The organism is Mesorhizobium sp. P2_E6 (assembly GCF_056403835.1).
On the sequence record NZ_JBFUEQ010000003.1, the window covers coordinates 146612 to 172680 of the forward strand.

29 protein-coding genes are annotated in these 26069 nt (G+C 62.2%); 18 read left to right on the plus strand and 11 right to left on the minus strand.

Annotated features, from left to right (window positions below):
- Positions 1-48 precede the first annotated feature (48 nt).
- Together AC1D08_RS08620 and AC1D08_RS08625 are read left to right on the plus strand one after the other, a co-directional pair.
- Positions 49-2619 (plus strand): GcvT family protein, encoded by a 2571-nt coding sequence (locus AC1D08_RS08620; protein ID WP_457154105.1) that lies wholly within the window; start codon positions 49-51, stop codon positions 2617-2619.
- Between the two features lie 9 nt (positions 2620-2628).
- Positions 2629-3984 (plus strand): M24 family metallopeptidase, encoded by a 1356-nt coding sequence (locus tag AC1D08_RS08625; protein ID WP_457154106.1) that lies wholly within the window; start codon positions 2629-2631, stop codon positions 3982-3984.
- Here the strand turns inward: AC1D08_RS08625 and AC1D08_RS08630 are convergent.
- Both AC1D08_RS08630 and AC1D08_RS08635 read right to left on the minus strand, forming a co-directional pair.
- The gene (locus tag AC1D08_RS08630) at positions 3949-4776 is read right to left on the minus strand and encodes a phosphate/phosphite/phosphonate ABC transporter substrate-binding protein (protein WP_457154107.1); all 828 of its coding nucleotides are present in this window, start codon (positions 4774-4776) and stop codon (positions 3949-3951) included. The two genes, AC1D08_RS08625 and AC1D08_RS08630, sit on opposite strands and share 36 nt — an antisense overlap.
- Before the next feature lie 82 nt (positions 4777-4858).
- Positions 4859-5869, minus strand: a complete 1011-nt coding sequence (locus AC1D08_RS08635; protein ID WP_477422964.1) for a fatty acid desaturase — start codon at positions 5867-5869, stop codon at positions 4859-4861.
- A gap of 229 nt (positions 5870-6098) precedes the next feature.
- Between AC1D08_RS08635 and AC1D08_RS08640 the strand changes: the two genes are divergently transcribed.
- Both AC1D08_RS08640 and bmt read left to right on the plus strand, forming a co-directional pair.
- Positions 6099-6956, plus strand: coding sequence for a helix-turn-helix domain-containing protein (locus AC1D08_RS08640; RefSeq protein WP_457154950.1), 858 nt, complete (start codon positions 6099-6101; stop codon positions 6954-6956).
- Positions 6957-7089: 133 nt separating this feature from the next.
- The gene (gene bmt, locus AC1D08_RS08645) at positions 7090-8112 is read left to right on the plus strand and encodes a betaine--homocysteine S-methyltransferase (protein ID WP_457154952.1); all 1023 of its coding nucleotides are present in this window, start codon (positions 7090-7092) and stop codon (positions 8110-8112) included.
- A 15-nt stretch (positions 8113-8127) separates the two neighbouring features.
- Here bmt and AC1D08_RS08650 read toward each other — a convergent pair whose 3' ends face one another.
- The 3 genes from AC1D08_RS08650 to AC1D08_RS08660 all read right to left on the minus strand — a co-directional run bounded on the left by AC1D08_RS08650 (position 8128) and on the right by AC1D08_RS08660 (position 11325).
- The gene (locus tag AC1D08_RS08650) at positions 8128-8373 is read right to left on the minus strand and encodes a hypothetical protein (protein WP_457154951.1); all 246 of its coding nucleotides are present in this window, start codon (positions 8371-8373) and stop codon (positions 8128-8130) included.
- Positions 8374-8614: 241 nt separating this feature from the next.
- Entirely contained in the window at positions 8615-10762 is a 2148-nt protein-coding gene (locus tag AC1D08_RS08655; RefSeq protein ID WP_477227534.1) for a vWA domain-containing protein, read from the minus strand.
- 2 nt (positions 10763-10764) lie between these two features.
- Positions 10765-11325, minus strand: coding sequence for an RNA polymerase sigma factor (locus AC1D08_RS08660; RefSeq protein ID WP_095087997.1), 561 nt, complete (start codon positions 11323-11325; stop codon positions 10765-10767).
- Positions 11326-11479: 154 nt separating this feature from the next.
- Between AC1D08_RS08660 and AC1D08_RS08665 the strand changes: the two genes are divergently transcribed.
- From AC1D08_RS08665 to AC1D08_RS08690, 6 genes are all read left to right on the plus strand, one after another.
- Positions 11480-11803, plus strand: a complete 324-nt coding sequence (locus AC1D08_RS08665) for an ArsR/SmtB family transcription factor (protein WP_457154973.1) — start codon at positions 11480-11482, stop codon at positions 11801-11803.
- Entirely contained in the window at positions 11800-12225 is a 426-nt protein-coding gene (locus AC1D08_RS08670) for an SRPBCC family protein (RefSeq protein ID WP_457154974.1), read from the plus strand. Before AC1D08_RS08665 ends, AC1D08_RS08670 begins: the two co-directional genes overlap by 4 nt.
- Positions 12226-12281: 56 nt before the next feature.
- On the plus strand, positions 12282-12503 hold the full coding sequence (locus tag AC1D08_RS08675) for a hypothetical protein (protein WP_457154975.1): 222 nt from the start codon (positions 12282-12284) through the stop codon (positions 12501-12503).
- A gap of 12 nt (positions 12504-12515) precedes the next feature.
- On the plus strand, positions 12516-12965 hold the full coding sequence (locus tag AC1D08_RS08680) for a DUF1801 domain-containing protein (protein WP_457154976.1): 450 nt from the start codon (positions 12516-12518) through the stop codon (positions 12963-12965).
- A gap of 81 nt (positions 12966-13046) precedes the next feature.
- Entirely contained in the window at positions 13047-13439 is a 393-nt protein-coding gene (locus AC1D08_RS08685; RefSeq protein ID WP_457154977.1) for a VOC family protein, read from the plus strand.
- A 42-nt stretch (positions 13440-13481) separates the two neighbouring features.
- On the plus strand, positions 13482-13877 hold the full coding sequence (locus tag AC1D08_RS08690; RefSeq protein ID WP_477227535.1) for a DUF1801 domain-containing protein: 396 nt from the start codon (positions 13482-13484) through the stop codon (positions 13875-13877).
- A gap of 22 nt (positions 13878-13899) precedes the next feature.
- On the opposite strand, the gene AC1D08_RS08695 is transcribed toward AC1D08_RS08690, so the two are convergent.
- The 4 genes from AC1D08_RS08695 to AC1D08_RS08710 form a co-directional block, all read right to left on the minus strand.
- Positions 13900-15078, minus strand: coding sequence for a BaiN/RdsA family NAD(P)/FAD-dependent oxidoreductase (locus AC1D08_RS08695; protein ID WP_457154460.1), 1179 nt, complete (start codon positions 15076-15078; stop codon positions 13900-13902).
- 101 nt (positions 15079-15179) lie between these two features.
- Positions 15180-15917, minus strand: coding sequence for a dienelactone hydrolase family protein (locus AC1D08_RS08700; RefSeq protein WP_457154459.1), 738 nt, complete (start codon positions 15915-15917; stop codon positions 15180-15182).
- Between the two features lie 105 nt (positions 15918-16022).
- Positions 16023-16712, minus strand: coding sequence for a hypothetical protein (locus AC1D08_RS08705; protein ID WP_457154458.1), 690 nt, complete (start codon positions 16710-16712; stop codon positions 16023-16025).
- A gap of 89 nt (positions 16713-16801) precedes the next feature.
- Positions 16802-18376, minus strand: coding sequence for a trimethylamine methyltransferase family protein (locus AC1D08_RS08710; protein ID WP_477422966.1), 1575 nt, complete (start codon positions 18374-18376; stop codon positions 16802-16804).
- A gap of 275 nt (positions 18377-18651) precedes the next feature.
- Here AC1D08_RS08710 and AC1D08_RS08715 point away from each other — a divergent pair, with 275 nt between their 5' ends.
- On the plus strand, positions 18652-19350 hold the full coding sequence (locus AC1D08_RS08715) for a corrinoid protein (protein ID WP_477395454.1): 699 nt from the start codon (positions 18652-18654) through the stop codon (positions 19348-19350).
- Positions 19351-19438: 88 nt separating this feature from the next.
- On the opposite strand, the gene AC1D08_RS08720 is transcribed toward AC1D08_RS08715, so the two are convergent.
- A complete protein-coding gene (locus AC1D08_RS08720) occupies positions 19439-19579 on the minus strand; it encodes an entericidin A/B family lipoprotein (RefSeq protein WP_095087994.1) in 141 nt (46 codons plus the stop codon).
- A gap of 64 nt (positions 19580-19643) precedes the next feature.
- Between AC1D08_RS08720 and AC1D08_RS08725 the strand changes: the two genes are divergently transcribed.
- Positions 19644-20276, plus strand: coding sequence for a DUF1638 domain-containing protein (locus AC1D08_RS08725; protein WP_457152319.1), 633 nt, complete (start codon positions 19644-19646; stop codon positions 20274-20276).
- On the opposite strand, the gene AC1D08_RS08730 is transcribed toward AC1D08_RS08725, so the two are convergent.
- Positions 20273-21196: an NAD-dependent epimerase/dehydratase family protein gene (locus AC1D08_RS08730; protein WP_457152320.1), complete on the minus strand. Its 924-nt coding sequence runs from the start codon at positions 21194-21196 to the stop codon at positions 20273-20275. The two genes, AC1D08_RS08725 and AC1D08_RS08730, sit on opposite strands and share 4 nt — an antisense overlap.
- 121 nt (positions 21197-21317) lie before the next feature.
- Here AC1D08_RS08730 and AC1D08_RS08735 point away from each other — a divergent pair, with 121 nt between their 5' ends.
- The 6 genes from AC1D08_RS08735 (at position 21318) to AC1D08_RS08760 (ending at position 26019) form a co-directional block, all read left to right on the plus strand.
- A complete protein-coding gene (locus AC1D08_RS08735; RefSeq protein WP_457152321.1) occupies positions 21318-21893 on the plus strand; it encodes a DUF4893 domain-containing protein in 576 nt (191 codons plus the stop codon).
- Between the two features lie 86 nt (positions 21894-21979).
- On the plus strand, positions 21980-22762 hold the full coding sequence (locus AC1D08_RS08740; RefSeq protein WP_457152322.1) for a formyl transferase: 783 nt from the start codon (positions 21980-21982) through the stop codon (positions 22760-22762).
- A 204-nt stretch (positions 22763-22966) separates the two neighbouring features.
- Positions 22967-23269 (plus strand): virulence factor, encoded by a 303-nt coding sequence (locus tag AC1D08_RS08745; RefSeq protein WP_457152323.1) that lies wholly within the window; start codon positions 22967-22969, stop codon positions 23267-23269.
- Positions 23262-23873, plus strand: a complete 612-nt coding sequence (locus AC1D08_RS08750) for a methylenetetrahydrofolate reductase C-terminal domain-containing protein (RefSeq protein ID WP_184873530.1) — start codon at positions 23262-23264, stop codon at positions 23871-23873. Before AC1D08_RS08745 ends, AC1D08_RS08750 begins: the two co-directional genes overlap by 8 nt.
- Positions 23870-24961 (plus strand): methylenetetrahydrofolate reductase, encoded by a 1092-nt coding sequence (locus tag AC1D08_RS08755; protein WP_477307127.1) that lies wholly within the window; start codon positions 23870-23872, stop codon positions 24959-24961. The genes AC1D08_RS08750 and AC1D08_RS08755 overlap by 4 nt, the downstream gene beginning before the upstream one ends.
- Before the next feature lie 83 nt (positions 24962-25044).
- Positions 25045-26019, plus strand: coding sequence for a methyltetrahydrofolate cobalamin methyltransferase (locus AC1D08_RS08760; protein WP_457153730.1), 975 nt, complete (start codon positions 25045-25047; stop codon positions 26017-26019).
- The last annotated feature ends 50 nt before the right edge of the window (positions 26020-26069 follow it).

Consider the following 26069-nt stretch of genomic DNA (forward strand, 5'->3'; position numbering starts at 1 on the left):
GCCGACCCAAAAACCTGACTCAGTTTACGCAAAAACGGACCTATCTTGATGAAATCTCATGTAAAAGCGGTTGTCATCGGCGGCGGCGTCGTCGGCTGCTCGGTTCTCTACCATCTGGCCAAGGCCGGCTGGACCGACATCATGCTGATCGAGCGCTCGGAGCTTACCTCCGGCTCGTCCTGGCACGCGGCGGGCGGCTTCCACACGCTGAACGGCGACCCCAACGTCGCCAAGCTGCAGGCCTATACGGTGCAACTCTACAAGGAGATCGAGGAGATTTCCGGCCAATCCTGCTCGCTGCACCTGACTGGCGGCGTGATGATGGCAGATACCCCGGAGCGCATGGACTTCCTGCGGCTCGCCCATGCCAAGGGCCGCTATCTCGGCATGGACACCGAGTTGATCACGCCATCCGAAGCCAAGGCGATGTTCCCACTGATGGACGAGACCAATTTCGTCGGCGCCATGTGGGATCCGGTCGAGGGCCATCTTGATCCGTCCGGCACCACGATCGCCTATTCCAAGGCGGCCAAGAAGCTTGGCGCCGAGATCGTGCTGCGCAACCGCGTCGTCGAGCTGACGCAAGAGGTCGACGGCACCTGGAATGTCGTCACCGAACAAGGCACGGTTCATGCCGAGCATGTCGTCAACTGCGGCGGCCTGTGGGCACGTGAGATCGGCCGCATGGTCGGCGTCGAACTGCCGGTGCTGGCCATGGAGCACATGTACCTGCTCACCGAGCCAATGCCGGAGGTCGAGGAATTCAACAAGTCGACCGGTCGCGAGATGATCGGCGTGCTTGACTTCAAGGGCGAGATATACACCCGCCAGGAGCGCAACGGCATTCTGCTCGGCACCTATGAAAAGGCATGCAAGCCGTGGTCGCCGGTCAACACGCCGTGGGATTTCGGCCATGAATTGCTCGCCCCCGACCTCGACCGCATTGCGCCGTCGCTGGAGATCGGCTTCAAGCATTTCCCCGGCATCGAGAAGGCCGGGATCAAGCAGATCATCAACGGCCCCTTCACCTTCGCGCTCGACGGCAACCCGCTGGTCGGCCCGGTGCAGGGCCTGACCAATTTCTGGTGCGCCTGCGCCGTTATGGCCGGCTTCAGCCAGGGTGGCGGCGTCGGTCTGGCGCTGTCGAACTGGATGGTCCACGGCGATCCCGGCTTCGACGTTTGGGGTATGGACGTCGCCCGCTTCGGCGAATGGGCCGGCCTGCGGTACACCAACGCCAAGGTGCGCGAAAATTATTCGCGCCGCTTCTCCATCCGCTTCCCCAATGAGGAACTGCCGGCCGCACGCCCGGCGCAGACGACGCCGCTCTACGATACGATGCTCGCCAACAACGCCGTCATGGGCGACTCCTGGGGTCTCGAAACCCCGCTCTGGTTTGCCCCGAAGGGCAAGGAGCCGAAGGACATCGTCTCCTTCCACCGCTCCAACGATTTTGGGCCGATCGGCGAGGAAGTGCGCGCCACCCGCGAGCGCGTCGGCGTCACCGAGATCGCCAACTTCGCCAAATACGAAGTGTCGGGACCAGGGGCGGAAGATTTCCTCAACCGGCTGATGACCAACCGCATGCCGAAGACCGGTCGCATCGTGCTGACGCCGATGATCAACGAATTCGGCAAGCTGATCGGCGACTTCACCATCGCCAAGGCCGGAGAAGACCGCTTCATGATCTGGGGCTCGTCGGCGGCGCAAAAATATCACATGCGCTGGTTCGAGAAGCACCTGCCGAAGGATGGTTCTGTGCGCATCCACCGCTTCGACCAGACGCTGGTCGGTTTGTCGATCGCAGGGCCTAAGTCCCGCGACCTCTTGCAGAAGCTCGTCGATGTCGACATCTCGACAAAAGCTTTCCGTTTCATGGATTTCCGCGAGATGGCGGTCGGCGGTGCGCCCTGTTTGGTCAACCGTATCACCTACACCGGTGATCTCGGCTACGAGATCTGGATGGCGCCGGCCTACCAGCGCCTTGTCTATAAGGCGATCAAGGATGCCGGCGAGGAATTCGGCCTTGTCGATTTCGGCATGCGCGCTTTGCTGTCGATGCGCCTGGAAAAGAACTTCCCGACCTGGTTCCGCGAGTTGCGGCCGATCTACGGACCGTTCGAAGGCGCGATGGACCGCTTCATCAAGCTCGAGAAGAACGATTTCATAGGCCGCGAGGCTGCCGCCAAGGAACAGGCCCAGGGGCCAAAACTGCGCCGCGTCTCCTTCATCGTCGATGCCGCCGACGCCGATGTGATGGGCGACGAGCCGATCTGGGCCAAGGTCTCCAAGGACTACGGCACGGTGGAAAAGCCGCATGGCTACGGCGCGCCGCGTTTCGACGATGGCGGCGAGGAAATACGCGGCTCCAAGGCAGCTGAAGGCGCTTCGGCCGTGCGCGGCATCGTCGACGGCGACTGGCGCGTCGTCGGCTGGGTGACATCAGGCGGCTATGCGCACTATGTGCAGAAGTCGATGGCGCAGGGTTACATTCCGGCAGCACTCGCCGAGGACGAAAGTGCCGGGCTGTTCGAGATCGAGATCTTGGGACACCGGCGCCCGGCCCGCATCAACGTCGAAGCACCGTTCGACCCGAGTGGCGAGAAGATGCGGACCTGAGGTTCGGTCATGGACAGCGCTGGGCCGAAGGGCAGCTTTGGCCGCCATCGCAAGATCATGCCGTTCGAGCCGGGCTCGATCGAGGCGCTGCGCGACGTTTCCCGCCAGAAGGCGGCGTCGCTCAACCAGCATGTGCTGGGCTATGGCGCCCAGGCGGAAGCTGAATGGGCAGCGGCGGGTATTGCCGCTCCCGATCTGCCGGCGACGCGCCAATACCGGCTGGACCGCATCCGCGCCGAGTTGAAGCGCCGCGACTATGCCGGCGCCCTGCTCTACGACCCGGTCAACATCCGCTACGCCACCGATTCCACCAACATGCAGCTGTGGGTGGCGCACAATCCGACACGGCATTGTTTCGTCGCCACCGACGGGCCGGTGGTGCTGTTCGATTATTTTTCCTGCGAGCACCTGTCCGACCATTCCGGCGTCGTCGACGAGGTGCGGCCGGCTGTCTCATGGATGTATCTCTATGGCGGCGAACTGACCGAGCAAAAAGTCCGCCGCTGGGCCGCCGGCATTACCGATCTGGTCAGGGAACATGGCGGCGGCAACAGCCGCATCGCGGTCGATCACATCAACCCGGAAGGCGTCGAGGAACTCGCCCGTCTGGGTGTGACGATCGGCAATGGCGAAGCGGTGATGGAAAATGCGCGGCTGATCAAATCATCGGACGAGATTCTCGCCATGCGCCGCGCCATCGTCGCTTGCGAGGCGGCGATGGGCGAGATGGAGCAGGCCCTGCGGCCTGGCATTTCCGAGAACGAGCTGTGGGCCGAACTGCATCGCGGCAACATCGCGCGCGGTGGCGAATGGATCGAGACGCGGCTGCTGACGTCAGGCCCGCGCACCAACCCGTGGTTCCAGGAATGCTCGTCGCGCAAGACCGAAGCCGGCGACCTGGTCGCCTTCGACACCGACTTGATCGGCCCCTACGGCTTCTGTGCCGACCTGTCGCGCACCTGGCTGTGCGGTGATGCAGAGCCGACCAACGAACAGCGCGACCTGTTCCGCATCGCCGCCGATCAGATCGAACACAACACGCAATTGATGCAGCCGGGCACCTCGTTCCGCGACCTTGTCGAACGCTCGGCGGTACCGCCCGGAGACTGTTTTCCGACGCGATACGGCGTTCTCTATCACGGCGTCGGCCTGGCCGACGAATACCCGACCTTGCCGCATGCCAGCGACTGGACCCCCGACACCCCAGACGGCGCGCTGGAGTCAGGCATGGTGCTGTGCGTGGAAAGTTATATCGGCCGGCTGGGCGGACGCGAAGGCGTCAAGATCGAAGAGCAGATTCTCATCACCGAAACCGGCAACGAAAAACTTTCAACCTACCCGTTGGATGCGAGGCTGCTCGGCTAGTCCGGCAAGTGCCTCGCGCATCGCCCTGACCGTCTTTTCCGGTGTCGTTGCGGCGGTGATGAACGGCAGGCCTTTGCGCCGTCCCGTCCAGCCGACGACCTTCACCGCTTGCGCCGCCGGCTCCAAACGCTGCGCCAGCGCCCAGCTTCCGCAGTCGATGGCCGCGACATCCGCCTTGCCTTCGGCCACAGCGACGATCGAGTCGCGATGGCCGCCGCTTTCGCTGCGCGTCGAGAATATATCCAGGTCTTCGCCGGCCGCTTGCAGGTCGCGCGTCAGTGCAATGATGCCTGACATGGAATCAAGGCTGTTGAAGGTGAAGCGCTTGCCGCGGATCAGATCGAGCGGGATGAGAGCGCGGCCGTCCGCAGGCGATCGAACCTCCAGCCCCTCGCCCGCCCGCATCACCAGCGCGCTCGAATAGAGCTCGCCCTGCCCGCCTTCACAGGCGTCGTAGCTCGGCTGGCCGACCACCTGAACGTGTTTGGACAGGCCGAGTTCCATCGGTCCCCAGCAGGTCTGCGCAAACAGCAGCGCAGGATGCAGCCAAAGCTTGTGAAAATCGAGTTCGTCCGGCGGCAATGTCGCCGGGTCTGGCGCGATCAGTTTTCCCTGGGCATCATGAATGCCACCCGGCACCGGCGGCAGGTCGCCATTTCGGCGCACGATCGTTTGCGGCGCGTCGATACCCCTCCGCCGGAAGGCGTCGCGCAAGCGCGCCCATTGGGCGTCGACCTCGTCGCGCGCTTCGGGCCAGTCATACATCGGCAACGCCGCAACCAATTCGCTCATGCCGGAATCTGACCGTTGTATCTGGGATTGAAGGGGACCGACCGCAGCCAGTCTAGCAGGCATTACCCACTCGCCGCAAAACTCATTCCTTGGGCGGCTCGGCGGGAACCGGCGCGGAGCCGAGCCCATTTATGTTGCGCGCCCTGATGCGAGGTTTGAACGCCCTGCCCGGCTCCGGCGCGCGCCGCAGCACCGGATGCACGATCGGCTCCTTCGCCTTGAAGGCATAGGCTTTGATCAGCGCGAAATAGTTCGGATAGGCGTAGCCATTGTTCATCCGCAGCCATTCGTCGCGACGGTCGCGAAACAGTTTCGGCAGCCGGTACCAGGCCACGGTCGGGCTCTTGTGGTGGACGAAATGCAGATTGTTGTTGAGGAACAGGAACGACAGCGGCGAGCGCTCGACGATCACCGTGCGGCCCTCCGGGTGTTCGGACCATTGATGCTCGGCGAAGGTGCGGATCGAGATCAGCGATTGGCCGAGCCAGACCGGTACCAGGACGTAGAGCCACAGCGGGATGCCGAAGCCGAACTGCACGATGGGCATCACGATGGCGAGGCCGATCGCATGCAGCAGCCACGCCTTGCGGATCGCCTTGTCGCCAGCGATCATGTGCCTGGCGTCGTCGATGAAGAAGCCGACGCAGGACAGCCAGGGGCCGAGCACGAAGCGGCCGGCCATAGTGTTGTTGATCTTGAGCAGGAATTTCACAGTCGGCGGCAAGTCGTCATGCTGCCAGAGCGCCTGGTAGTAGCTCTCCGGATCGTCCAGCGGATCGGTCAGCCGCTCATCGGCATGATGGCGCAGATGAATGGTCTTGAAGCGGCGGAACGGCCAGACGAGACCGATTGGCAGGAAGACGAACGCCTCATTGATCCGCGCATTGCGCGTTGGATGACCGTGCAGCACTTCGTGCATGATCGACGATTGCAATGCGGCGGTGAAGGCCAGGACGGCGAGCGCGGAGATCGGGTAGGATGGCCAGAGCAGGAAGCCGGTGGCGAACCATGTTGCGTAGCAGAAGAATGCGAGAGCCACGGTCGGCCATTCGATGGCCGGTACGCTACGCTGTCTGATGCTCATGCTAGTCATGCTATCGACCACTGTCCCTCAGTCGCCGGAACCCCAACTGGTTCCTGACATCATTGTGTCAGGAGAAGCGATTCCACTCAACGAGACAAAGTGTACAAAATGTTGCGATTGCGCATTTTTGACAGCACATGTTACACATTGTAAACAATATTGGGGATTCATTTACGCCTAAGGCGTCCGTTCGGCAGCTTTGGCGCAAATTTTTCCTCCTGATTCGCGGAGCCAAGTGATGGACAAACGAGATCTGTCAGCGATCTTTCGGGAGCGTCTGAAGCTGCTCCTGACACGGTCCGATCTCAACCAGTCATCTTTCGCGACCGCGGTCGGCATCGATCGGTCGGCCCTGTCGCAACTGCTGTCCGGCGCCTCGACACGCCTGCCCCGGGCGGAAACCCTGCTCAATATCGCTGCCGAGTTCAAAGTGTCGCTGGACTGGCTGCTTGGCCTCAGCCAGGACGAGGGTGTCACCGGCGAGATCCGCGAGAGCCTGGAGATCGAGGAAGCGCGCGACGGCTTCGACCGCACGCTGCTGGCAAAGTGGTTCGCCGAGGCGGCCGGTACCAAGATCCGCTATGTGCCGGCAGGCATCCCCGATCTTCTGCGAACACACGCGCTCGTCGACTATGAAGCCAACATCACCAACAGGAGCCGTCAGACGCAAGCCAACGAAACCCAATACCGCATCGACTACAACCGGCGGCCGGAAACCGACATGGAAGTCTGCATGCCGCGCCATACGCTGGAGATCTTCGCCCGCGGCCTGGGCGTGTGGGACCGTTTTCCAGAGGCCGACCGCCGACAACAACTCGCCCACATGGCAACGCTGCTTGACGATCTCTACCCGACCTTCCGCTTGTTTCTGTATGACGGCCGCATGCGCTATTCCATTCCCCTCACCATCTTCGGCCCCTATCGGGCGGCTATCTATGTCGGCGACATGTATGTGGTGCTGAACGCCACCCAGCCGGTCCAGGCCTTGACCCAGCATTTCGACAATCTGATCCGTGCCGCCGACGTCAACCCGCACGAAGCCGCCGCCTTCGCGCGCAATCTGGCCGACATGTCCTTTACATCAGGCTCTGCCTGATCGAAGGCAATCGAGGGTCGTTCAACCAACGCCCGGCCGTCGACATCGCCAGTCAAGCGCCGCAATATCATTGACTACACATAAAGACTTCTTTATATCCTTATTCGAATTTCAAAACATGAAAGCCAATCCGATGACGACGACCAACCCGATCGATGCGCTGCTGGCTGAAAAGGGCGTGCTGTTGGCCGATGGCGCCACCGGCACCAACCTGTTCGCCATGGGGCTGGAGGCTGGCGAAGCGCCGGAGCTGCTGAACGAGACGGCGCCCGACACCATCACCAGCCTGCACCAGAATTTCGTCGATGCGGGCGCCGACATCATTCTCACCAATTCCTTCGGCGGCACCCGTCACCGGCTGAAGCTGCATCATGCGCAGGACCGCGTGCACGCGCTGAACAAGCGCGCCGCCGAGATTGCGCGTGCTGTCGCCGACAAGGCCGGCCGCAAGGTGATCGTCGCCGGCTCGGTCGGTCCGACCGGTGAATTGCTAGTGCCGCTTGGCGCCATGACCTATGACGAGGCGGTCGATGCCTTTGCCGAACAGATCGAGGGTCTCAAGGCCGGTGGCGCCGAAGTCGCCTGGATCGAGACCATGTCGGCTCCCGACGAGATCCGCGCCGCTGCCGAAGCCGCCATCCGCGTCGGCCTGCCCTACACCTATACCGGGTCCTTCGACACCGCCGGCCGCACCATGATGGGCCTGCTGCCGAAGGACATCCACGGCGTCGTCGACGGCTTGTCGCAAGCGCCGCTCGGCGTCGGTGCCAATTGCGGCGTCGGCGCCTCCGACATCCTGGCATCGCTGCTCGACATGACCGAGGCGAAGCCGGAGGCGACTGTCATCGTCAAGGGTAATTGCGGCATTCCCGAATTCCGCGGCACCGAGATTCATTATTCCGGCACGCCGGAACTGATGGCCGACTATGTCAGGCTTGCCGTCGATGCCGGTGCGAAAATCGTCGGCGGCTGCTGCGGCACCTCGTTCCAGCACCTTGCCGCCATGCGCAAGGCACTCGACGCGCACACCAAGGCGGATCGTCCGACCGTTGGCGCGATTGTCGAGCGCATCGGTCCGATGCGCAACAAGGTGGCGACGGAAAACACCGTCGAAACCAGCGAAGCCCGCCGCGAGCGTCGCCGCAGCCGGGCCTGATCTTATCGTTTCTGATTATTCGCTGTTGTCGGCGTAACTCGACTGCGCCGACTTGAAATCGGTACCGGCGCCGGCGGCCGTATCGCCGCGCATTGTCATAAGTGCGCCCGATGCAGTGGGGTCGGAGATCTGCTCCAGCATGACGCGAAAACGATCATTGTTCAGCGCTGATATGGCGGTGTTACGCGCTTGAGCGACATCGTCGCTGATGCGCCTGGATTCCGCCGATGGCGTGGAGGCTGGCGATCCAAGTGCCGGCATATCTCGGGTTATCGAGTTCGCAACAGTCCTGATCAGCAATTCCGGCCCCCTCAAGCCCAAACATTAGCCTCTGCGTAACAAGAGGAAATTGCGATCATCTACCGGAAATCCAACGCAATTTAACAATCCGCAAAAAAAGGCCGGCAAGGAATGAAACCCTCGCCGGCCTGCCTCACCCGCCCGTGGGTCGGTTTCCCGTATCAGAACGATCCCATCTGAAAGAAACCGGCCGTCATCACCACTACCGATTTCCGCCCAGCGCCGAGGCAAGGCGCACAAGCGAGAGGAACTCGGACCTGTACCCAAACGGGTCGGATCCTCGAGCGGCAGTGGCAATCTCCATGATCTTGTCGTAACCGAACTTCGCGGTAGCATCCTCGTCGCGCAGCTTCTGGCCGAAGGCCGCGACGGCCACGGAGAAGCGCTGGTCGGTGCCGGCCTCGTCGAACGACGCCACCTCGTTGGCCGAAGTCACCGGCGTGGTGATCAGCTTCGAGACGTCCTCGTTGGGCAGCTTGTAGCGGATCTTGACGAAGGCATATTCGCCGGCATTGGCGATGCCCCCATTGTCCACCGACGCCTGGCCGTAGCGCAGCGGGTCGATCTGCTCGCCACCGCTGCCCTTCGGCGTGATCTCGTAGATCGCGGTGACCGAATGACCCGAACCGATATCGCCGGCATCGACGCGGTCATTGTTGAAATCCTCACGGTTGAGCGCCCGGGTCTCGTAGCCGATCAGCCGGTATTCCGAGACCTTGTTGGGGTTGAACTCGACCTGGATCTTCACATCCTTGGCGATCGTGAACAGCGTCGAGGAGGCGTCCTCGACCAGCACCTTCTCGGCCTCGGCGAGCGTGTCGATATAGGCGGCCGTGCCGTTGCCGTTCTGGGCGATGGTCTGCATCATCTGGTCGTTCAGATTGCCGCGGCCAAAGCCGAACACCGACAGGAAGACACCGGTCTTGCGCTCGCTCTCGATCAAACGCTTCAGGTCGTCGTCATCAGTCTGACCAACGTTGAAGTCGCCATCGGTGGCGAGCATCACCCGGTTGACGCCGTCCTTGACGAAGGATTGCTGGGCAAGTCTGTAGGCTTCCTTGATGCCCGCCTCGCCGGCCGTCGAGCCGCCGGGCTGCAGATTGTCGATGGCATTGAGGATCTTGTCCTTCTCGGCAACTTTTGTCGGCATCAGCACGGTGCCGGCCTCACCGGCATAGGTCACGATCGAGATCGTGTCGTCTGCCTTCAATTTGCCGACCAGAAGCCGGAAAGCCGACTTGAGCAGCGGCAGCTTGTCCGGCTCGTCCATCGAGCCCGAGACGTCGATCAGGAAGACCAGATTGGCTTTCGGCTGCTCGGTCGGCTTGACGTCAAAACCCTTGATGGCGACATGCATCAGCTTGGTGTGCGTGTTCCACGGTGTCGGCATGACGCTGACCGTCGAGTTGAACGGCGTCGTGGCGGAGTCCGGGCCCTTCCAGTCATAAGGGAAGTAGTTGATCATCTCCTCGACGCGGACCGTATCGGCCTGCGGCACGAACCCTTCCTTCAGCGAACGCCGCACGAAGGAATAGGAAGCCGTGTCGACATCGATCGAGAAGGTCGAGACCGGATCCTCAAGCGCGGCATGCACCGGATTGGTCTTGAAATCCTCGATGCGGTCGCGGTTTTGCTCTTGCGGCTGAACCTGGTCGGCCGGAGCCATGGCTGGCTGCTGCGCCATCAGCTTGGACTCGGCCGGCGCGAGACTCCGCGACATGCTGGGGGCACTTACAGTACCGTCCAGCGCAAATTCGCCTGTCGGGGCCGGTGCCGGGGGTGCACTATTCATTGCCACACTTCCGGCGCCAGTAGCATCCTGTCGGGGAGCGCCCTTCGCCGCCTCCTGCTGTGCACCGCCGATAGCAACGGTCGATTCGGATTTCGGCGGTGAGGCCGGCGCGACGAGCGCATCTGAGGCGTCGCGGCTTTCTACATCCGCGTCGGCCTTCTTGTCTTTCTCCAGTTCGGTGCGGGCCGGCTTGAGCTCGTTGGTCGTCTGCTTCACCGTCGCAGGCTTGTCGGCCAGCGTTTCGGTGATCTTCTCGTCGCCGCCGAATTTGGGCGGCTGTTCCCTCAGCATGTGGAAGGTGGCGTATCCGGCGATCGGCAGGGCGACGAGCCCGGCAAGAGCCGGCGCGGCAATGAGTTTCTTTTGCATGATCTCGCTCCAGAGCTTTTGTGCTCGCTCTGTGAGACGAAGCCCGCCTACCGATCCTTGGCTCACGGTCGAAATATTTTCCTGATCATAGGCGCGCATGGCGGCTTCGAAGGCACGAGCCTTCGCGCTCTCGCCCGGCGCCGGCGCCGCGATGTCGCGCAGTCTGTTGAGTTCGTTGTCGTCGACCATGGTCACACTTCCCCGGCCGAGCGCATCAGCGTCTTCAGCCGTTTCTTCGCTTCATGGATGTGCCAGGAAACCGTCGCCTCCGAGATCGCCATCGCCTCGGCGGCGGCCGCATGGCTCAAGCCCTCGCCATAGACCAGCAGCACGGCGTCGCGCTGCTTGTCCGGCAACTGCCTTACCGCCGCCCACAATGCCTCGGCCGGGTCTTCCGGCTCTGCCGAAGCCTCGCCCGAGATTAGCGCGTGAACGCCATAGGCCTCCGTCTTTGCCATATCGCGGGCGGACTTGCGCATCATGTCGCGCGCGGCGTTCAGGGTCACGGAGTAAAGCCATGTCGTGAAGGCGCCGCCCCCGCGATAGTCGCGGATAGCCCGGCCGAGCCGGACGCAGACTTCCTGGGCGATGTCTTCGGCATCGGCCTTCTTGCCGCACCAGCGATAGGCGGCGCGATAGACGAAGTCATAGTGCCTTTCCAGCAATTTGCTGAAGGCCCCCCTGTCTCCGCCCTTCGCCCGCCCGATCAGTTCGGCGTCGGAGGCTTCGCTCTCATCCAGCATCATCGCCATCATTTGCCTGTTGGACGAAGGCTAATGGCGATTCCTTGGGGCAATGGAAAGATTTTTTTGGAAACGGGCAGATCGTGGCCATCGCTGCCCCGCTTGACAGATACATATCTCTGCAGTTATACGTAAATCAATAGCCGCCGAGTTATCGATCCCCATGACGAATGCTCACGATGTCCTTTTCCGAACGCTCTCCGATCCGACGCGTCGGGCCATCTTCGAGCGCCTGTGCCGGGAAGGCGAGCAGACGGTCGGCGCCCTGACGGCTCAGTCCGGGGTCTCGCAACCAGCCGTGTCAAAGCATCTCGGCGTGCTCAGGCATGCCGGGCTGGTGCGCGACCGCCATGAGGGGCGGCAGACCCATTACAGCGCCCAACTCGGCGCACTTGCACCGCTGACAGACTGGACGAACCAGATGAACGCATTCTGGCAGAGCCGGTTCGACGACCTCGAAAATCTGCTCAATAGAATGGACCAATGACCAACATTGCGATCGAAACGCGCTCCGTCATTGTCGAACGAGAGATACCTCATCCGCCGGAAAAGATCTGGCGCGCGCTCACCCAACCGCATTTGATCGAGGAGTGGCTGATGAAGAATGATTTCAAGCCAGTCGCGGGTCATCGTTTCAATCTGCGAAAGGACCCGCAGCCTGACGTGAGCATCGTCGTTGACTGTCAGGTAACCGCAATCGAGCCGAACAAGACACTGTCCTACACTTGGCAGGCCTATGGCCTCGAGAGTGTCGTCACATGGACTCTCATGCCGACCAGCACGGGCACTCGATTGCGGATGGAGCAGTCCGGCTTCCGGCCTGATCAGGAGCAGGCATACCGGGGTGCGACGAGTGGGTGGCGGCAGTACTTTGCAAACCTGGCTGAGGTCCTGGCGCGAATGGATTGAAACCCGCCGAGCGGATCACTGGGTCCGCTTCGGCTCGTTTTTAACGGGAGGTCTCATTGGATTGGAACAAGTGGATTCGGCAAACTCATCGCTGGCTGTCGATCATCTTTACGCTGACCGTCATCGCCAACTTCGTTGCCATGACATTGGGGCAGCCGCCTGCCTGGATCGTCTACTCGCCGCTCTTGCCGCTCTTCTTGCTGCTGTTCAGTGGCTTGTACATGTTCGCGCTGCCGTATGCCGCCAAGGGAAACGGCAGGGAACGCGCGGGCGCATAGGAAATGGGCAGAATGGCCAAGACGCAGGGGCAATCGACCAAGGTCGCGGCCAAGGCTGCACCAGTCCTGCTGTCGGGCGGCAACCCGCAAATCGCGAAGGGGGACGGCGACGCGCCGGTGCAGGCCTATATCGCTGCAATGCCGGGCTGGAAACGCGGCCTCGGCGAGCGCCTCGACGCACTCATCGTGCGCAATGTGCCTGATGTCCGCAAAGCCGTGAGATGGAATTCGCCGTTCTACGGCATCGAGGGCCAAGGCTGGTTCGTGACGTTCCATGTCCTGACCCGCTACGTGAAGGTGACCTTCTTCAGCGGCATGTCGTTGCGGCCGGTCCCGCCCGGCGGCACGGCGAAAAGCAAGGACGCACGCTGGATCGACATCCGCGAAGGCGACGCGTTCGACGAGGCGCAGATGGCGGAGTGGGTGAAGCAGGCCGCCGCCCTGCCCGGCTGGATCCCGTAGCCGCGCCCGCGGATTGATTGAAGCCTGCCAGCACAATTCAAACCACGCCCTTCCGACAGGGCGGACAGAGGAGAAATAGCGATGAAGATCAAGCTGACCAGCGTCTATGTGGACGACCAGGAAAACGCCCTGCGCTTCTATACTGAAGTGCTCGGCCTCACCAAGAAGGCCGACTTCAGCAATGGGCCCTATCGCTGGTTGACCGTGGCCTCGTCCGAAGAGCCCGATGGAACCGAGCTGCAACTCGCGCTCAACGACAACCCGGCCGCCAAGGCCTATCAGCAAGCCATCTTCAAGCAAGGCCAGCCCGCGGTCATGTTCTTCACCGATGACGTCAAGGGCGACTACGAGCGCATCAAGGCGAGCGGCGGCGAGTTCACCATGCCGCCGACCGAGGCGACCGGCTCGACCATCGCCCAGTTGAACGACACCTGCGGCAACCTCGTTCAGATCACCCAGCTGGCGCGCTGGTAAAGCGCGGCAAACAAAACGCGTCGTGGCAGAGAAAGGCACGCAATGATTCCATCGCAACAGATCGACCAGCTGATCGCGGGCCTCACGGACTGGCGTGGCAAGACGCTCGCCAGCGTCCGCAAGACCATTCTTGAAGCCGATGGCGAGATCATCGAGGAATGGAAGTGGATGGGAAGCCCGGTGTGGTCCCGCGACGGAATGATCGCCGTCGGCAACGCCCACAAGGACAAGGTGAAACTGACCTTTTCCCACGGCGCCAGCCTGCCGGACCCCGGCAAGCTCTTCAACGCGGGGTTGGACGGCAAGGTGTGGCGTGCGATCGATCTTTTCGAGGGCGATGAGCTCGATGAGCGCGCGCTGAAAGACCTTGTCCGGGCCGCCATCGATTACAACCAGGCCAAAAAGAAGAAGAAAGCGCTGGCGAAGGCACCGAAGTAGCATCGTCGCCATTTTTGGTGCTTTAGGCCGCTTGCCCCGCAACCCAGCCGGACGACCACGCCCACTGGAAATTATAACCGCCCAGCCACCCCGTGACGTCGACGACTTCGCCGATGAAGAACAGGCCTGGGACAGATTTCGCCTGCATCGTCTTCTGGTCAAGTCCGTTGGTATCGACCCCGCCAAGCGTCACTTCGGCCGTACGATAGCCCTCCGAACCGGCCGGCTTGATGTGCCAGTCATTGACCGCCGCGGCGATGGTTTTGATCTCAGCATCCGAAAGATCGGCGAGGTTGCCGTCGATCCCGGTGCGCTCGGCGATCGACTGCGCAAGCCGCTTCGGCAGATGATTTGCCAGCACCGTCTGCACCGCTTGCCGTCCGTTGCCGCGCTTGGCGGTGCGAATGAGGTCTGCCACGTCGGCTCCCGGCAGCATGGCGATGCGGATTTCGTCTCCCTCGCGCCAATAGGACGATATCTGCAGGATGGACGGTCCGCTGACGCCGCGATGCGTGAACAGCATCGCTTCGGAAAACCGTGTCTTGCCACAGGCGACTTCCGCTTCGACGGCATTGCCGGCCAGGGGCGCCAGCCGCTCGAGCGTTTTTGCGTCGAAGGTCAGCGGCACCAGCGCCGGCCGCGTTTCGACAATGGCAAGACCAAACCGTTCGGCAAGCTCGTAGCCGAAGCCGGTCGCCCCCATTTTGGGAATCGACTTGCCGCCACACGCCACGACCAGGGACTGGCATGCGACCGTACCGGTGGAGAGGGTAAGCACAAATCCTTCCACGGTTCTGCGGACATCACCGACGTTGGCCGACAGTGCCAGTTCCACGCCCCTGCTCCGCATTTCCGCGACCATCATGTCGATGATCTGGCGTGCGGAGCCGTCGCAGAACAACTGCCCCAGCGTCTTTTCGTGATAGGCAATGCGGTGGCGCTCGACGAGCGCGATGAAATCGCGCTGCGTGTAGCGGCTGAGCGCCGAGATGCAGAAATGCGGATTGCCCGAGAGAAAGTTCTTCGGGCTGGCATGGATGTTGGTGAAATTGCACCGGCCTCCGCCGGAGATGCGGATCTTTTCGCCGGGCATCGCCGCGTGATCGAGGATCAGCACCGAACGGCCGCGCTTGGCCGTCTCCACGGCGCACATCATTCCGGCGGCGCCCGCGCCGATGATCACGACATCATAGGATTGCATCAGGCCAAATCGTTCCCGCTGACGGCGCCGTTCAGCAGGCGGCGCCAATCGTGCAAGTCTCTACCCGTTCGGTGCGACCGCAGGCAACGTCCCGGTCCGTTTTAGATCAGCGTTTCGGCAAAAAGCGTCGTCAACCGCTTCCAATGGCGCTCGGCGCCGATCGCATCGAAGACGCTATGATCCGGCACGCACCAGCCATGCGCCATGCCGACATAGTTCTCGATCACATGGTCGACTTCCGCAACTCGCAGCGCCTCGGCAAGTCGTGCCGACTGCTCAGGCGGGAAACTTCTGTCGACACCGGACGTGCCGACATAGACACGCGCCTTGATCGAGGCAGCCTTGCGATGCGGGCTGTCGGCGGCATCGCTGGCCAGATTGCCGCCATGGAAACTGGCCGCCGCCCTTATCTGCTCGGGATAGGTTGCAGCGGCGTTCAATGCCCGTGCGCCGCCCATGCAATAGCCCACCGTCCCGATCGGTCCGGTAACACCCTCGGCAGCCAGCGCATCGACGAATGCACCACTGTCGCTGATGGTCATCTCTTGCGTGGTGCCGGTGACCAGCGCCATCAGCACTGTCTTGGTCTTTTCCTCGGCAAAGGCGGTCTTGGCGTCGAACGGCCCGTAGGGCGCATTGCGGTAGAACAGGTCCGGCACCAACACCGCATAGCCTTCGCCCGCCAACCGTTCCGCCATGCCATCGAGCGCAGCGCGCGGCCCGAACGCATCCATATACAGGATGATGCCGGCCTTGGCCGGGGACGTGTTTGCAGCGCGGAAAAGTCCTGCCCTGGCAACGCCATCCCTGGTCTTGATCTGAAGGTCTTGTTTCGTCATCGCCTGCTCCGTTCATTAGATGCGCGATACATATCCGCGTGAGCCGCCAGAACAAGGCGTTCCCTGAACCCGGCAGTCAACATTTCGTGCAGGATGGCGTGGCGACTACAGACCGGCGAATGCCGCCATATGAAAAGCCTGGATCTCCAATGGATAGCGATAGGCCGTGCCGTACGGACAGGCGTTGCGGTCGAGGCAGCCGCCGCTTCGGCACGGTCCGCCATTTGCTCCCCGCACATGCGCCAGACAGGATTGGTAGGCGAAACCTTGTTCGGAATAAGCGTCGACCGGACAGGATTTCAGGCAAGGTTTTTCCACACATGCATCGCAAAGGTGGAGCGGCGTCTCAACGGCTTGGAGAGGAAGTTCTTGCTCGAACAGCAGCGCACCACGATAGGCGTGCCACAGCCCATATTGCGGATGCATGAGGATGCCGAGCGGTGACGGCTTCAGCCCCTCCGCCCGCATCGCCCATTGCTGAAATGGCAGATAGGGCTTGTCGGACGGTGAAATGGCCCTCGCCCCGAATACCTCGGCCACCGCCCCGATCACTTCACGCGACCAGGTGTCGAGCGGATTGGCAATGGTCGGCGATTGCTTTTCCCGCCAGCGCAGGAAATGCGGCCAGGACGCAGCACCCGCCTGCCCCACCAGCAGGACGGCCTTGGAGGGAGCGCCCGACTGGCCCGGTGGCGGCGCATCGCCCAGCTCAAAATTGAAGCCGCCACGTAGAACAAGGCCGTTGGCGAGAAGCGCCGAAGCGATACGGTCAACGCTGCCGGCAGGCGCAATCATTCCTTCTTGACCGGATCGGAGAATGCACTCCGCCAGACTTCCTTGTGAATGATGTTGGCGACTTTAGCCCCGCCTGACTCGGGCTCCTTTCAAGTGAAGGCGTCGGGCATCGACCCCTTCTTCTTGGCGATGAAGTCCTTCAAGGCTTCGTCGGTGCTCGGATCGAGGTATGGTGCCTCATAGCTTTCCAGCCAGCGGCGGGCGAGCTCGTTGGCGCGCTGCGGCGCGGTCTTCTCGCCCTCGGCCAGCCACTGTTCGTAGGAATTGTTGTCGGCGATGTTGGAGCGATAGAAGGCGGTCTGGAAATTGGCCTGGGTGTGGTCGCAGCCGAGATAGTGGCTGCCCGGTCCGACCTGGCGGATGGCATCCATCGCCTGACCGTTTTCCGACAGATCGACGCCCTCGGAGAACTTCTGCGTCATGCCGAGCTGGTCGATGTCCATCATGAATTTTTCGTAGCAGGAGACGAGCCCGCCCTCGAGCCAGCCGGCCGAGTGCAGCACGAAGTTGGTGCCGGCCAGGATGGTCGAGTTCAGCGTGTTGGCGCTTTCATAGGCCGCCTGAGCGTCCGGAACCTTGGATGCGCAAAGCGAGCCGCCGGTGCGGAACGGCAGGCCGAGGCGACGTGCGAGCTGTGCGGCGCCATAGGACACCAGCGACGGCTCGGGCGTGCCGAAGGTCGGCGCGCCCGATTGCATGGAGATTGACGAGGCGAAAGTGCCGAACAGCACCGGCGCGCCCGGCCGGATCAGCTGGGTGAACGACGCGCCGGCCAGCACCTCGGCCAAAACCTGCGTCAGCGTCCCGGCGACCGTCACCGGGCTCATCGCACCGGCGAGAATGAACGGCGTGACGATGCAGGCCTGGTTGTGGCGCGAATAGACTTTCAGCGCGCCGAGCATGGTCTCGTCGAACACCATCGGCGAGTTGGCGTTGATCAGGCTGGTCAGCACCGTGTTGTTTTCGACGAAGTCGTCGCCGAACACGATCTTGGCCATGGCGACGGTGTCCTCGGCGCGCTCGGGCGCTGTCACCGAGCCCATGAACGGCTTGTCCGAATATTTGATGTGGCTGTAGATCATGTCGAGATGGCGCTTGTTGACCGGCACATCGACCGGTTCGCACACGGTGCCGCCCGAATGGTGGATCGACGGCGCCATGTAGGCGAGCTTCACGAAATTCCGGAAATCCTCGATGGTCGCATAGCGCCTGACGCCGTCGAGATCGCGCACGAAGGGCGGGCCATAGACCGGCGCAAAGACAGTGGCGTTGCCGCCGATCTGCACCGAGCGTTCGGAATTGCGGGCGTGCTGGGTGTAGACGGACGGCGCGGTCTTCAGCAGCGAGCGGCAGAGCCCTTTGGGAAAGTGCACGCGTTCGCCCTTGACGTCGGCGCCGGCTTCTTTCCACAGCTGCAGCGCTTCCGCGTCGTCGCGGAAGATGATGCCGATCTCCTCGAGCACCGTGTCGGTGTTCTTCTCGATCAGCGCCAGGCCTTCCTCGTCCAGTACCTCATAGACGTTGATCTTGCGCTTGATATAGGTGAGCTGGGTGCCGGGGCCGCCGCCCGAACGGGCTGCACGCCGGGCAGCCGCTCCGCCGCTGGCGCCGCGCCCGCGTCGCGCGTTTGACGCTTCCTGATCGACTGCCGCGTGTTCGCTCATGATCGCTCTTCCCTGAATTTGTTCTTGTCCGGAATCCATTGCGGCAGCGTATCGCCGCTTCTTGCCGGATCGTAGCCAAGCACCCTATTCGAAACGGCCCGCCAGCGCCAACGGCTGTCGCAAAATCGACAAGAATTCCAAGAGAGTTACGGTCGCTTTCCTTTTGCGGGAAGTCGCAAATCAGCTATGGATACATGCCCCCAGCGGGTTAGGTATGAACGCGAATATTGTGTGCCTTGCGACGCAGTCGCGATGCCGGCAGGAGCTCGATACAAATGTCCGACGACGAGATCATCCTTTCCGAACTTTCCGACGACGAGTTGGTGCAGCAGATGCACGACGATCTCTATGACGGGCTGAAGGAAGAGATCGAGGAAGGCACCAACATCCTGCTCGAGCGCGGCTGGGYGCCTTACAAGGTGCTGACCGARGCGCTGGTCGAAGGCATGCGCATCGTCGGCGAGGATTTTCGCGACGGCATCCTGTTCGTTCCCGAAGTGCTGTTGTCGGCCAAYGCGATGAAGGCCGGCATGTTCATCCTGCGTCCGCTGCTTGCCGCCACCGGCGCGCCGAAGCAGGGCAAGATGGTCATCGGCACCGTCAAGGGCGACATCCACGACATCGGCAAGAACCTCGTCGGCATGATGATGGAAGGTGCCGGCTTCGACGTCATCGACCTCGGCATCAACAATGCGGTCGARAAATATCTCGAYGCGATCGARCAGCACCAGCCCGACATCATCGGCATGTCGGCACTGCTGACCACGACCATGCCCTACATGAAGGTCGTCATCGACACGATGAAGGAAAAGGGCATCCGCGACGATTATGTCGTGCTGGTCGGCGGTGCGCCACTGAACGAGGAATTCGGCAAGGCCGTCGGCGCCGATGCCTATTGCCGCGACGCCGCAGTGGCGGTCGAGACCGCCAAGGACTTCATGAAGCGCAAGCACAACGTCCGCGCTTCGGCGTGATTGGCCAATCCGGCATGGACAATGGAAAAAGCCGCGCCTTGCAGCGCGGCTTTTTTGTTCCCAAGTGGTGGGTGAGGCTGTGTGCGGATCAGGGCTTGGTGACGGTGTCCTCGACCGCCCTGGCCGTCGATTTGACATCTTTGCCGACGCCGCGGACGGTGTTCGCACATGCCGTAAGGGCCAGGGCGCAGGCAAGGATGGCTATCGGCGCGATGCGTAACAGTTTCATGGACGGTGTCTCCCTCAATAGATAAATTAGCCCCGCAGCAACGAAGGCCGGCTCGACTGGTTCCATGGCCAAGATACAAAAAACGAAACCGAATCAAGACGACAGGCTGCTCGTCATCGCCTGTGGGATGATTGCGCGCGAAGTTCTGGCCGTCAAGGAACAGCTCGGACTGGATCACCTCGATCTGACCTGCCTGCCGGCGGAATTTCATTTCTATCCGGATCGCATCGCGCCGGCCATGGACAAGGCCATCGAGAAGGCCAAGGCGGACGGCTACGAACACATCTTCGTCGGCTATGCCGATTGCGGCACCGGTGGCCTGCTCGACCGGATCTGCGAGAAGCACGGCGTCGAGCGCATGGCCGGCCCGCATTGCTTTGCCTTCTATCAAGGCATGGAGGCCTATGCGAAGATCGCCGACGACGACATGATGTCCTTCTACATGACCGATTTCCTGTGCCGTCAGTTCGACGCCTTCTTCATGAAGCCGCTCGGCCTCGACAAGCACCCGGAGTTGATCAAGGACTATTTCGGCAATTACGAGAAGCTGATCTACCTCGCCCAGACCGACGATCCGGAGTTGGACAAGGTGGCGGAAAAAGCCGCAAAATTGCTCGGCCTCGCCTATGAGCGCCGGGCGACCGGCTATGGCGACCTGACGGCCGGAATGGCGCAGGCCGCGGCACACGCTGGCTAGGCGGCGCCCACTTCCGTCCGCAACTCCGCCAGCACATCGGCAAAGCTCGTCCGGCAGACGAAACCCAGCCGGTCGCTTGCCCGCGAGGCGTCATAGACGCGGTCGATGCAGCCAAACATCGTCCAGCCTTTTCGCGCGTAGAGCGCCGGAAAGTCCGGAAAATAGCGCGCGACGACCGACGGGGCGTCGGCGATCAGTGCGGCGCAATCATCGGGCCGGAACGGCGTCGGCGCCGAGACGATGAAAATGTCGAAACCGAGCCGCGGCGCCTTTTCGAGGGCAAGGATGTGGGCAGCGGCCGCGTCATCCACCGTCAACCGGCGAAACAGCAGTTCATTGGCCTTGGTGTTTGCATCCGACTGTTTGATCGCATGCGCCATGTCGTCGGCTTCGGGAAAGAAGCGGGCGGTGCGCAACACCACCACCGGCAGGCCATGCTGGATATGATAGAGGCGGCAAAGATGTTCGGCCGAAAGCTTGGTGACGCCATAGATGTTGCGCGGCTCGGGCGACATCGCCTCGGTCAGCCAGGCGGCCTTGCGCGCACCACCCTCGAACCCGTCGCGTATCGCCTGCGAAATCATCAGTGAGGTCGTCGACGTGAAGACGAAACGCTCCACGCCGGACACCGCCGCCGCGTCGAGCAGGTTCAACGTGCCTTGCACGTTGGTGGCGACAAAATCAGTGTTGGCGCGGTGCTCGATATTGGGCTTGTGCAGCGCACCGCTGTGGATGATCGCCTCGATCTGGTTGTCGCGGACAGTGCGTAGGACCAGATCACGATCGGCGATCGAGCCGACAATCCGGGTCTCTCTCGATGGAACGGGATCGAGGCCTGTGACATCGTGGCCGAGGGCCCGCAGCCGCGGCGACAGCGCGCTGCCCAGCCAACCCGACGATCCCGTGAGCAAGATTCGCATTCGTCACACCATGATTTTTGACCGTGACGCTGTTAAGCACGGATGACAGGCGCCAGCGACCCGATAGTTTTGCACCAGGTCAGCAGCGGCGCTGCTCGAGACATCAACCGGGAGGCCTCCTATGATCCTTCGTCCACTGCTCGCCGCTGTCGGTCTGCTCTGCTGTACCCTTCCCGCCCTTGCCGATGGTGAGGTGCAGAAACTGATCACCGCCGCCGACAAGACACGGCTCGACAAATATGGCGAGACCCGCAAGGAGGCGCTGGCCGAGGCGAAGGCGGGAGATCCCGCCGAGGTCAAGCAGCTCGACGCCTTGCTGGCAAAACCGCTGGTGGCGTTTTCCGACAAGGACCTGACCGGCAACTGGCAGTGCCGCACCATCAAGGCCGGCGGACCATTACCGCTCGTCATCTATGGCTGGTTCAAGTGCAAGGTGACCGACGACGGCTCCGGCTGGCGACTGGAAAAGATCAGCGGCTCGCAACGCACCAAGGGCCGTTTCTTCGACGATGGCGAGAAGCGCGCGATCTATCTTGGCTCGGCCTACGTCAACAGCGATCCGGCAAAACCCTATGGCAGTGGCCCGCAAACCGACCAGGTCGGCTATGCCTTCCGCAACAGCGCCAGCCAATGGCGCATTGAATTTCCAGCACCCTATTACGAATCGAAGCTCGACATCATCGAGTTCAAGCGCTGAGCGTGGTCATCAAGATTTAACCCCATTCCGGCACAAATCCGGCCAGCATGCGGCAGCCGGCCGCGTGCAAGGCAGGAAAGCGGGCCATGTCTTCACGGGTTGGAACCAGCGCGTCGATCGTCGTCGTGACCGGCGGCGGCCAGCATGTCTGGGCCATGATCAACGCAATCGCCGATCGCGTCGGTCCCGTCAGCGTCATCCTCGAAACCCCTGAATCCAAAAAGCAATTGCTGCGTGGTCGGGCTCGCCGCCAGGGTTGGGTCTCGGCCATGGGCCAGCTTGGCACGATGGTGTTGAGCAGGGTGGGCAAGCGGCTGCTGGCTCGCCATGGCGCGCGATTGATCGCCGAGGAGAGACTGGAGGTTGAGCCGCGACCAGGCCAGGAGATTATCCAGGTGGCCTCGGCCAATGGGCCTGAGTGCCTGCAGGCGATCCAAAAGATCCGGCCAGGCGTCGTGCTGCTCAACGGTTGCCGACTGATCTCGGCCGAGATGCTGCGCAAAATGCCCTGTCCGGTGCTCAACTATCACGCCGGCATCACACCAAAATACCGCGGCATGAATGGCGGCTATTGGGCTCTGGCATCAGGCGATCTGCAGAATTTCGGCACCACCGTGCATCTGGTCGATGCCGGCGTCGATACGGGCGCAGTGCTGAAACAGGTGCGCGCTCAGCCCAAACGCGGCGACAGCATTTCGAGCTACGCGCTGCGCCAGGCGGCGTTTTCGCGCGACATCTGCGTCGAAGCGGTCAGCGACGTGCTGGCCGGAAAACTTGCCACCATCGACCCGGGCCTGCCGTCGAAACAATGGTATCACCCGACAATCTGGTTCTACCTCTGGACAGGCCTGCGAACCGGCATCTGGTAGCGCAATCATGGTCCGCGATCGGGTGCACCGCGCCGGCCTTTCCGACGCATCGAACCTGCCGCCGGCACACGCCGCGAACGAATAAACGCACCTTTCATTTTACGACATCCGAATGCGTCGCTTTTGAATGCGCGCGCGTCGTCCCATAACAAGCGGCCCAACTGCGCTTCCGGCAATGCTCGCTCCATCGAGGAGTGAGAATTCATGGCCGATCTGATCGTCGTCTACTGGCGCGACATCCCTGCCCAGGTCATCGTCAAGAAGGGCCGGCAGAACGCCAAGCGCGAACTGCCGCTGCGCTTCACCGAAGCGATTGACATGTGCGCCATGCGCACCGGCGCCGGCGGCACCGATGACTATCTGGCCGAATGGCGCAAGGCCGATCCTGTTCCGGTTGGCGACGACCTCGAAGCCGAGGTCGAGAAGGCGTTCCAGGACATCGACATGACATACGACCGTGAGCGGCTGGTCGCTCTTGTCAAGGCGGGCGGCAAAGAAAATGTCTGATACCCAGCCAACGGTTACCCAGGCCACTCTGGTCAAGAAGGCAGCACCGAAATCCGACTACAAGCCGGCCGACGTGTCGCCGCAGCGGCGCGTGCAGCGTTCCTTCGCGGTCAGACTATGGTCGGTACGGCACTCGCGATTGCTCGAATGGTTCTATGCCAGATTCGCCGACATGTTCCTGCTCCTCCACCCCTTGTGGAAGGGAATCGGCTACGGCCGTGTCGAAGGGCCGGTCAAATTTGTCGAGAAGCGCGTCAAGGGCTTCATGTTCGACTGCCGCATGTGTGGCCAATGCATATTGTCCTCGACCGGCATGTCGTGCCCGATGAACTGCCCCAAGCAATTGCGCAACGGCCCTTGCGGCGGCGTGCGCGCCAACGGCAATTGCGAGGTCGAGCCTGATATGCCCTGCGTCTGGGTCAAGGCCTGGGAAGGCTCGCAGAATATGGTCCACAATGACAGGATCCTGACCGTGCAGAAGCCGGTCGATCAGTCGCTGCGCGAAACCTCGGCCTGGTTGCGGGTCACCGCGCAGGCGGCCGCCGCGCGCGAAGCCGCCGCTGCCGCCAAGAATGGCGCGGCAAACACCGGGGCATCGGCATGATCGGAAGCCAGCGCGACGAGAACCCGGCCGGCATCCATCTGCCGCTCGACCCCCTGCCCGGCCACACCTCGCGCGGCCGGCTGGAACGTGTCCTGCGGCGTGGTGAATTCGCGGTCACGACCGAACTCAACCCGCCCGACAGCGCCGACCCGGAAGACGTCTACAACCGGGCGAAGATCTTCGACGGCTGGGTTGACGCCATCAACGCCGTCGACGCCTCGGGTGCCAACTGCCACATGTCGTCGGTTGGCATCTGTGCGCTTTTGACCCGCATGGGCTATGCGCCGATCATGCAGATCGCCTGCCGCGACAAAAACCGCATCGCCATTCAGGGCGACGTGCTGGGCGGGGCTGCGATGGGCGTCGCCAACATGCTGTGCCTGACCGGCGACGGCGTGCAGGCCGGCGACCAGCCCGGCGCCAAGCCGGTCTTCGACCTCGACTGCATGTCGCTCCTGGAAACCTGCCGCGTCATGCGCGACAACGGCAAGTTCCTGTCCGGCCGCAAGCTGACGACGCCGCCGCAGCTTTTCCTTGGTGCCGCGATCAATCCGTTCGCACCGCCGATCGATTTCCGCCCGCATCGGTTGGGCAAGAAGATCGCCGCCGGCGCGCAATTCGTGCAGAGCCAGTATTGTTTCGACGTGCCGATGTTCCGCACCTACATGCAGAAAGTGCGCGACCTCGGCTACACCGAACAGTGCTTCATCCTGGTTGGCGTCGGACCGCTGGCCTCGGCCAAGACAGCCAAGTGGATCCGCTCCAACGTGCCGGGCATTCACATCCCCGATTCGGTCATCAAGCGGCTGGAGGGCGCGCAGGACCAGAAGAAGGAAGGCAAGCAGCTCTGCATCGACATCATCAATGAGGTGAAGGAAATCTCCGGCGTCTCCGGCGTCCATGTGATGGCCTATCGCCAGGAGGAATATGTCGCCGAGATCGTCGATGAATCGGGCGTGCTGAAGGGCCGCCAGCCATGGAAACGCGAAATCCGTCGCGACGACCAGATGGTCGCCGACCGGCTCGGGCACATACTGCACGACGACATTACCGAAACGCAGGTGGACATGGTGAAGACCGCGCACTGACGGCGTGGACGGTCACCCGTTCGCTTGAACGAAACCAGACAACGATATAAAGAAATCTTTATATCACGGCGGAGAGAGAATTCATGACCCGGACCATCGTCGCCTCGGCGACACGAGAAATCATCATCGGCTTCGACCAGCCGTTCTGCGTGATTGGCGAACGCATCAATCCGACCGGCCGCAAGAAGCTGGCCGCCGAGATGATCGTGGGCAATTTCGAGACTGTCATCAAGGATGCGCTCGAGCAGGCAGCCTGTGGCGCCACCATGCTCGACGTCAATGCTGGCGTTACCTCGGTCAACCCGAACGAGACCGAACCCGGCCTGCTGGTGCAGACGCTGGAAATCGTCCAGGGCCTCGTCGACCTGCCACTGTCGATCGACTCGTCGGTCACCGCCGCGATCGAGGCCGCGTTGAAGGTTGCCAAGGGCCGGCCGCTGGTCAACTCCGTCACCGGCGAGGAAGAAAAGCTCGAGGCCATCCTGCCGCTGGTCAAGAAGTACAACGTCCCTGTCGTCGCCATCTCCAATGACGAGACCGGCATTTCGATGGATCCGGATGTGCGTTTCGCCGTCGCCAAGAAGATCGTGCAGCGTTGCGCCGATTTCGGCATTCCCGCGCACGACGTCGTCGTCGACCCTCTGGTGATGCCGATCGGCGCGCTCGGCGATGCCGGCCGCCAAGTGTTCGCGCTGCTGCGTCGGCTTCGCGAAGAGCTCAAGGTGAACACCACTTGCGGCCTGTCCAATATCTCCTTTGGCCTGCCGCATCGCCACGGCATCAATGCCGCCTTCATCCCGATGGTGATCGGCGCCGGCATGACCAGCGCCATCATGAACCCGGTGCGCCCGCAGGAAATGGAAGCCGTGCGCGGCGCCAATGTGCTCAACGGCACCGACGAGAACTGCACCAACTGGATTCGCACCTACAAGGACTACAAGCCGGCCGAAGGCGGCCAGGCGGTAGCCGCCCCGACGCAAGTCAATGCGCCCGGCGAAGGCGCCGGCAATGGCGGACGCCGCCGTGGCGGCCGTGAAGCCCGGATGGGTCGAGGATAAGCGCGCAATCGTGGACTGTCCTGTAAACCTCACCGAACCGATCGTGCAGA